Source organism: Anabaena lutea FACHB-196, assembly GCF_014698305.1.
Classification (GTDB): Bacteria; Cyanobacteriota; Cyanobacteriia; order Cyanobacteriales; family Nostocaceae; genus Anabaena; species Anabaena lutea.
This window is the reverse complement of the sequence record NZ_JACJST010000056.1, coordinates 1-6893: the sequence shown is the minus strand read 5'-3', so window position 1 is coordinate 6893 and position 6893 is coordinate 1. Positions and strand designations below refer to the sequence as shown.

Sequence of the window (6893 nt, the reverse complement as noted above, 5' to 3'; positions counted from 1 at the left end):
CGAACCAACCGATGTAGATGCGGTTTTCGGTGCTGGTGATCCATTCGCAGAAGCGATCCCATACGTTAGCGGTTGAACGCTGTTGTAAGGTTGTGGTCATTGTTTATGATTGCTTTATTTATGATGTTGATAGGTTGTTTTGCCTATCTGTATTCAACATTAAAGCCTAAGTTTAGTTTTGTAAAGATAATTAAAATTAGTATTGGTTATATCAATTATATGTTTTTCTAATGTGATGAGATTTACAAAAGGTATTTGGGCGGGCAAGACTTGTACTGACCGTAGCCGATAGCGTAGCGTGGCGTATAACTCCTACGTCGTCACGCAAGCTATAGCCATAGTATGCCCAACGCCAGTTGCTACAACGCGATGAACACGGGGAACCCGCGCAACGCACTGGCTCCCCCACAAGATTTATAGATGATTTTCAGATGTGGAAGTTAACCGGGTGGCCAGGACATAGGACGACGGCCTAGTATATGTATATGTAGGTGATGGACTGTTTGACCGCCATCAGCACCAGTATTCATGACTACGCGATAACCGTTTTCTAGTTCAGCTTGTGCTGCGACTTTCTGGACTGTTAATAAAAGATGTCCTAATAAAGCCTGATCTTCAGGTTCGGCTGTTGCGAGGCTAACTATGGGTTTTTTGGGAATGACAAGGATGTGAACTGGGGCTTGGGGGTTAACATCTGTAAAGGCCAGGGCTAAATCGTCTTCATAAACAATATTGGCGGGAATTTCTTTACGAATGATTTTGCTGAAAATCGTTTCTGTGGTATTGCTCATGCAGATTTACTTACTCATCTGTTATGTCAAGTCCTTTAGAATAGTTATCATATCTGTTGGGGCAGGGAATAGGGAACAGGGAAACAGTTATTCTCACTAATTAGCCGGACTTGATATTAGAGATTTTAGGCGATCGCTTAATTTATCTATAAAAAGTTAAGCTGTTGTGTAGCCAGTGCATCTATAGCTTTATGTCAAAACCTGCTGATGTCAGTACCAAACGCTTAATTAGCCTCGCACCCGATAATTGGGTAAAATGGGTAACGCAAATCCCTGATGTGGTTGCTGGGGAAATTCTCAATTCCGAATTTCAGTGGATTAGTCGAGAAAGTGATGTACTCATCCGCGTTGAAAGTAAAGAGTACGGAAAATTTCTGGTTCTGAATGAATTGCAATTGCGGTATAAACCAGAAATGCCACGAAGGATGCGTGCATACTCAGGATTAGCTGAAGAAAAATATAAATTACCAACGTATCCTGTACTAATTAACATTCTGAAAACAGGTGATGCGGAAATACCGACGCGATATGAGTCTAATCTTGCTGGTTTAGAAGTTCGTCAAGATTACCGTGTGATTAACCTCTGGGAAGTAGATGTTAGAATTGCCTTAGAGCAACCTTTACCGTCTCTACTTCCTTTTGTGCCAATTCTCAAAGGTGGTGAAGATGAATCTATAATTCGGGAAGCATTGCGTTTATTGCAAGCAGATGAACAATTAAATCAATTAGAAACGGTTCTTGCTTTTTTTGCTACGTTTGTATTAGATAGTTCCTTAGTTCAAGAAATTATGAGGTGGGATATGACTGTTTTACGCGAATCACCTTGGTATGAAGAAATATTGCAAAGAGGAAAAAGAGAGGAAAGACTTTCAAACATTGAATCATACTTAAAAGTTAAATGTGGTGATGAAGGATTAAAGTTCATGCCAAAAATTTCTGAAATATCTGATTTTGAACTACTAGGAAAAATTTACCTCTCGATTATCGCAGTTGAAAGTTTAGAGGAATTAAAACTTGTCATGGACAATTTGTCATAAATGGAAATCTTGATTTTACAAGACTTGATTTTTTTGTTTATCAGTATAAACTGCTGTGACTTATATCACTTGAAAAATTATTTGTTTGAAATCATTTTGGGTTGAACTTTGAGACAATTTATCCCACCCTACAGCAGTTTCTGGTCGAATGCAATAAAATTGAAGGCGGGTAAACCCCGCCCCTACAGCCTTAAAACTCTGTATCTCCTAACTACGCAAACCGCTGTATCTGTTTAAAAAATCTAATTTCTTGGAATCATCAGAAAATAACGTTTAATGAGTTCTTTTTCTTTATCAGGTAAAGAAATTTTAAGTTCATTTGATTCATTTATTTTGGATAATTTTCTAATGATATCGCTAGTTTTGTTTATTAAAAGTTTTCTATTAACAATAGTCATGTTCTTGGGGTTAATACTATCATAATTTCCATCCCATTTCTCTTCAGCAGAATTTATTAAATTCGATGTTTCATTATTATCACTATATCTAAAGCAGTAATATTCATTTTTCTTTTGTTCAAAAAAGAATAAGCACGCATCATGGACAATTGAATTACGAAATATACGTATTTCGTTTAATGTTTGTTCATCTTCAATATCACCAAAATAATACAATGCTTTTTGAAATGATTTATATTTCTTTTCCTTCGCATGATTTTCCTTTTCTTCACTATTTTTATAACATTTATAACATCCGCCGATTTGATCAAGAATTGCAAAAGCAGCCAGAAAAGGAAGAAATGACTTAAAATTGTCAAGTCCAGAAGATTGTTGCATCTCACTTTCTAGTGTTTTCAGTGTGGAAATTAACTCAAAATCTTTTGTAAGTGTTTTTCTGGATAAATGAATATTAATTATTTCAGAATCTGTTAATTCGGAAAGTTTCTTGTCAAAAAGCATAATAGACATCTTGTAAATTAAATTGTTTTATTAATAATCTTCATAATATCACAATTAGCCGATAATTTGCTACTGATTCTTGATTAAGAATAAATCAAATTTAACAAGCATTTATCGAGGCATAACATCATCCAAACGCAGTTGAAGAGAGGGGAAAAGAGGAGATTTAATAAAGTCACCTAAACGATATTTTTGCTGGTTGTAATCTTCATCAATTAGTTGACAAACTGTAAATGTTGGTTGTTTTGGTTTACCAATAAAAACCACGCCACCCAATCCCCGATAATCAACAATCCAATATTCAGGAATTCCTAATAAAGCATATTCTTCAACTTTACGCGCATAATCAGTTTCCCAGTTGGTGCTAACAACTTCAACAACTAATTTAATTGATTGTCCTAAAGCGATAACTGGTTCATTTTCCCAAAAAGGTTCATGGTGCAGCACAGTTTCATCTAATACTACAATATCAGGTCGTCGGGCTGTAGCTGTTTCTGCAAAAGGATGAATCAGACAGGTACGAGGAATGAACCAGGGAAGTTGTGCGGTAGTGATAGCAATACCCAATTGTGTTGCTAGTTTACCACCGACAGTTTCATGGGGGCCAGTTGGTTCCATGTCAATCAATTCTCCGTCTGCAAGTTCATAGCGGGGATTGTTACCATATTGGATGAGGAATTCTTCAAAGGTTAATGGTTTTGTTAATGCTTGAACCATAAATCACCTACATCTTTAGCTGCTATTATTTTAGCTCGATTTCTGATTACTAACAGTCTTCTTGCGTGATTTCACTCATTGTTAATCCACCTACTAATCTGCTTTGATATTCTCAAGGTTTATTCATATACAAAAATGCTGGCTAGAGTTTGGAGTGCATCTATTATTGGTATCGACGCTGTAAAAGTGGGTGTGGAAGTTGATGTTTCCGGGGGTTTACCGGGAATTGTGATTTTAGGTTTACCAGATTCGGCTATTCAAGAATCTAAGGAACGGGTAAAAGCAACATTGAAAAATGCGGGTTTTGCTTTTCCCATGCGAAAGATTGTAATTAACCTCACCCCCGCAGATTTACGCAAGGAAGGACCCGCTTTTGATTTACCGATTAGTGTGGGAATTTTAGCGGCTTCTGAACAGGTAAACCCTGATTTGTTGGGAGATTTTTTATTTTTGGGGGAAGTCTCACTAGATGGTAGTTTACGTCCTGTTGCGGGTGTACTTCCTATTGCTGCAACTGCACAAAAAATGGGAATTACGGGTTTAATTGTTCCGGTTGATAATGCTCAAGAAGCTGCGGTGGTGGAAGGATTAGCTGTTTATGGTTGCAGACATATTGCTGATGTGGTGGATTTGTTAAATAATCCTGGAAGTTACAAACCTGTAAAACTGGATGAAACTAGAAATGGGTTAGACGCAGTTTATACAGGCGCAGATTTACATGATGTCAAAGGACAAGCTCATGCGCGTCGGGCTTTGGAAATTGCGGCTGCGGGAGGACATAATCTCATTTTTGTGGGGCCACCTGGCAGCGGAAAGACGATGTTAGCGCGTCGTTTACCTGGTATATTACCACCATTGGAGTTTTCTGAATCGCTGGAAGTAACGCGGATTCATTCTGTGGCTGGGTTGTTGAAAAATCGTGGTTCGTTGGTGCGCGATCGCCCTTTTCGTAGTCCTCACCATTCTGCATCGGGGCCTTCTCTCGTTGGTGGTGGCACTTTTCCTCGTCCTGGAGAGATATCTTTATCACATCGTGGCATACTTTTTCTCGATGAACTTACGGAGTTTAAAAGAGATGTATTGGAGTTTTTGCGTCAACCGTTGGAAGATGGTTTTGTGACAATTTCCCGAACCAGACAGTCGGTGACGTTTCCTGCACAGTTTACTTTGGTAGCGAGTACCAATCCTTGTCCTTGTGGTTATTATGGCGATACGATTCAAGAATGTACCTGTTCCCCGCGTCACCGAGAGCAATATTGGGCTAAGTTGTCTGGGCCGTTAATGGATAGAATTGACTTACAAGTGGCTGTAAATCGCTTGAAACCGGAGGAAATTACCCAAGCTGCAACGGGGGAAGGGTCAAAATCTGTCGCGGAAAGAGTGAAAACAGCACGAGAACGGGCGATGATTCGTTTTCAAGGAGAAACAAATCTGCGTTGTAATGCCCAAATGCAAAGTGGTCATCTGCAAAAGTGGTGTAATTTAGATGATGCTAGTCGGAATTTATTGGAAGCTGCGATTAGAAAATTGGGTTTATCGGCTAGAGCAAGCGATCGCATTCTCAAGGTAGCACGAACTATTGCAGATTTAGCCGGAGATGATGATCTCAAACCGCAACACGTGGCAGAAGCTATTCAATATCGGACTATTGATAGAATGCAATAATTCGTAATTCGTAATTCGTAATTCGTAATTCGTAATTATCTTTCTAGCTACTTTTCCCTATTCCCTGTTATCAATTAAATCTCAAAGATTGCAGCACTTGTTGATATCCTTTGCGGTATATAGCATCATCATTACCAGAGCCAATTTGAGATAAGCTGATCACAATGATGTTAGAGTTTTTAGGGTTAACTAAAACGGTGTGCTTATTTTCATACAAACCACTAGATTCAAATTGGAGGGCGTTTTGTCCTGCTATTTTTACATTACTAAATTTTTTGGGTGCTGCAAAATCCTGACTTTGTTTAACCCAGTTTTGTAACGACAAACGTCGAGGATTGTAGTACACCCTAACCTGTGCATTTGCTGGGTATTCCGCTCCACCTTCATAAGCTCCTGCTTTGATTTTCTGAGCGTGTTTTTTATTCCAAAGATCAATAACTAACAAATTCAAGTTGGAACTGGGTCGAGTTGTTTTATGATCAAGTACAAAATCCTTGGTAGAATAGTTAAAACTCAATTTAAAAGTATTATTTCTGTAATTACCTTGGTTTTGAGCAACTAATTTTCTTGAAGTTGTTGGTGATGAGATATTTGTAGTAGCAGCACCAAAGGAGAGAGAAGGAGAAGATGCGATCGCTATTACTGTCAATACACCTACCGACACAGGACTAAAAAACCATTTATAAATATGCTTAATGTTTACTTTCATGTTTCACTCTTTTTGACTCAATGAGTTGGATGCTATCGTTCTCATATATCCAACATGAGGAAAATGATTTTCGTAAATTCCCGGAAATTAATATTAATATCTATCTTTCGGATGATGTTCTTAATCATACAGCAGATTCCTTTGTTATAAGGTACATCATAGCCCCCTCATCGCTTGCTCTTAGGGGGTTGGGGGTGGGGTTCTTGTACCTCAAGACACTAGGAATTGCTGTATATCAGAAAGCTGGGGTTGACACCTGCAAATAATTATGTCACCTTTGTGCATATATTGCTATTGATACAGGTGTCACAAAAATGTGACACTGAGTATCGCTTTCAGACATCCTCTTAGTACCAATAATTCACCCACTTAATCAAATCTATGAATATTCTAATTAAACCCGTCCTCAGCCTGACTTATAACCAACTCAGCGCATTTTCTGGTTTAGACAACTTCTGGCAGGTTTTCGATACCGCTTTTGGTACGCAATACAACCGTAGTTTCGCGGAAACTCTGCGTTTACAGTGGCAAGCTGGTGATTTTAGTCAACTTCCTAATATTGAAATTCTTGATAGTAGCATTCTTGGCAATGCTAATGGGGCTTATGCCAGTAGCACTAATAAGATTTATCTATCAAATACCTTTTTAGAAACTGCCACATCAGCAGCTATTAGTGCAGTTCTGTTAGAGGAAATTGGGCATTTTGTGGATGCTCAAATCAATACCTTGGATAGTGCTGGTGATGAAGGGGCGATTTTTGCTGAGTTAGTACAGGGTTACAGTCTGGATACTGCAACCTTAGAGGCTTTGCAAGGAGAGGATGATCACGCGACGATTACGGTAAATGGGCAAGTTATTCAGGTAGAACAGCAGAATTTTACCGGAACGGAAGGTAATGACACCATTACAGGAACCTCTGGGAATGATAACCTGTATGGGTTAGGAGGTAATGACACTCTCAATGGCGGTAGTGGCAACGATGAGCTTTACGGTGGTAACGGTAATGATATCCTGAACGGCGATGCCGGAGATGACTACCTGTATCGAGATAGCGGCAATGACACCATCAATGGTG

Annotated in this window: 7 protein-coding genes; 3 read left to right on the top strand and 4 right to left on the bottom strand. The window is 38.8% G+C overall.

Annotated features, from left to right (window positions below):
- Positions 1–440 precede the first annotated feature (440 nt).
- Positions 441–791: a histidine triad nucleotide-binding protein gene (locus tag H6G59_RS26920; protein ID WP_190721126.1), complete on the bottom strand. Its 351-nt coding sequence runs from the start codon at positions 789–791 to the stop codon at positions 441–443.
- Between the two features lie 191 nt (positions 792–982).
- Here H6G59_RS26920 and H6G59_RS26915 point away from each other — a divergent pair, with 191 nt between their 5' ends.
- On the top strand, positions 983–1828 hold the full coding sequence (locus H6G59_RS26915) for an Rpn family recombination-promoting nuclease/putative transposase (protein WP_190721125.1): 846 nt from the start codon (positions 983–985) through the stop codon (positions 1826–1828).
- A 242-nt stretch (positions 1829–2070) separates the two neighbouring features.
- On the opposite strand, the gene H6G59_RS26910 is transcribed toward H6G59_RS26915, so the two are convergent.
- Positions 2071–2736 (bottom strand): hypothetical protein, encoded by a 666-nt coding sequence (locus H6G59_RS26910; RefSeq protein WP_190721122.1) that lies wholly within the window; start codon positions 2734–2736, stop codon positions 2071–2073.
- Positions 2737–2838: 102 nt separating this feature from the next.
- Complete coding sequence (locus H6G59_RS26905; protein ID WP_190721119.1) at positions 2839–3444, bottom strand: Uma2 family endonuclease; 606 nt, start codon at positions 3442–3444, stop codon at positions 2839–2841.
- A 135-nt stretch (positions 3445–3579) separates the two neighbouring features.
- Between H6G59_RS26905 and H6G59_RS26900 the strand changes: the two genes are divergently transcribed.
- The gene (locus H6G59_RS26900; RefSeq protein ID WP_190721116.1) at positions 3580–5109 is read left to right on the top strand and encodes a YifB family Mg chelatase-like AAA ATPase; all 1530 of its coding nucleotides are present in this window, start codon (positions 3580–3582) and stop codon (positions 5107–5109) included.
- A 70-nt stretch (positions 5110–5179) separates the two neighbouring features.
- Here the strand turns inward: H6G59_RS26900 and H6G59_RS26895 are convergent, their stop codons facing one another.
- Positions 5180–5818, bottom strand: a complete 639-nt coding sequence (locus H6G59_RS26895) for a hypothetical protein (RefSeq protein ID WP_190721114.1) — start codon at positions 5816–5818, stop codon at positions 5180–5182.
- Between the two features lie 381 nt (positions 5819–6199).
- Here H6G59_RS26895 and H6G59_RS27690 point away from each other — a divergent pair.
- A partial coding sequence (locus tag H6G59_RS27690) for a calcium-binding protein (RefSeq protein WP_422603211.1) occupies positions 6200–6893 on the top strand: 694 nt, incomplete at its 3' end.

Bases quoted from the DNA above. Each gene is read 5' to 3' on its own strand.
- H6G59_RS26920 (WP_190721126.1), bottom strand. From the start codon at position 791: ATGAGCAATACCACAGAAACGATTTTCAGCAAAATCATTCGTAAAGAA.
- H6G59_RS26915 (WP_190721125.1), top strand. From the start codon at position 983: ATGTCAAAACCTGCTGATGTCAGTACCAAACGCTTAATTAGCCTCGCA.
- H6G59_RS26910 (WP_190721122.1), bottom strand. From the start codon at position 2,736: ATGTCTATTATGCTTTTTGACAAGAAACTTTCCGAATTAACAGATTCT.
- H6G59_RS26905 (WP_190721119.1), bottom strand. From the start codon at position 3,444: ATGGTTCAAGCATTAACAAAACCATTAACCTTTGAAGAATTCCTCATC.
- H6G59_RS26900 (WP_190721116.1), top strand. From the start codon at position 3,580: ATGCTGGCTAGAGTTTGGAGTGCATCTATTATTGGTATCGACGCTGTA.
- H6G59_RS26895 (WP_190721114.1), bottom strand. From the start codon at position 5,818: ATGAAAGTAAACATTAAGCATATTTATAAATGGTTTTTTAGTCCTGTG.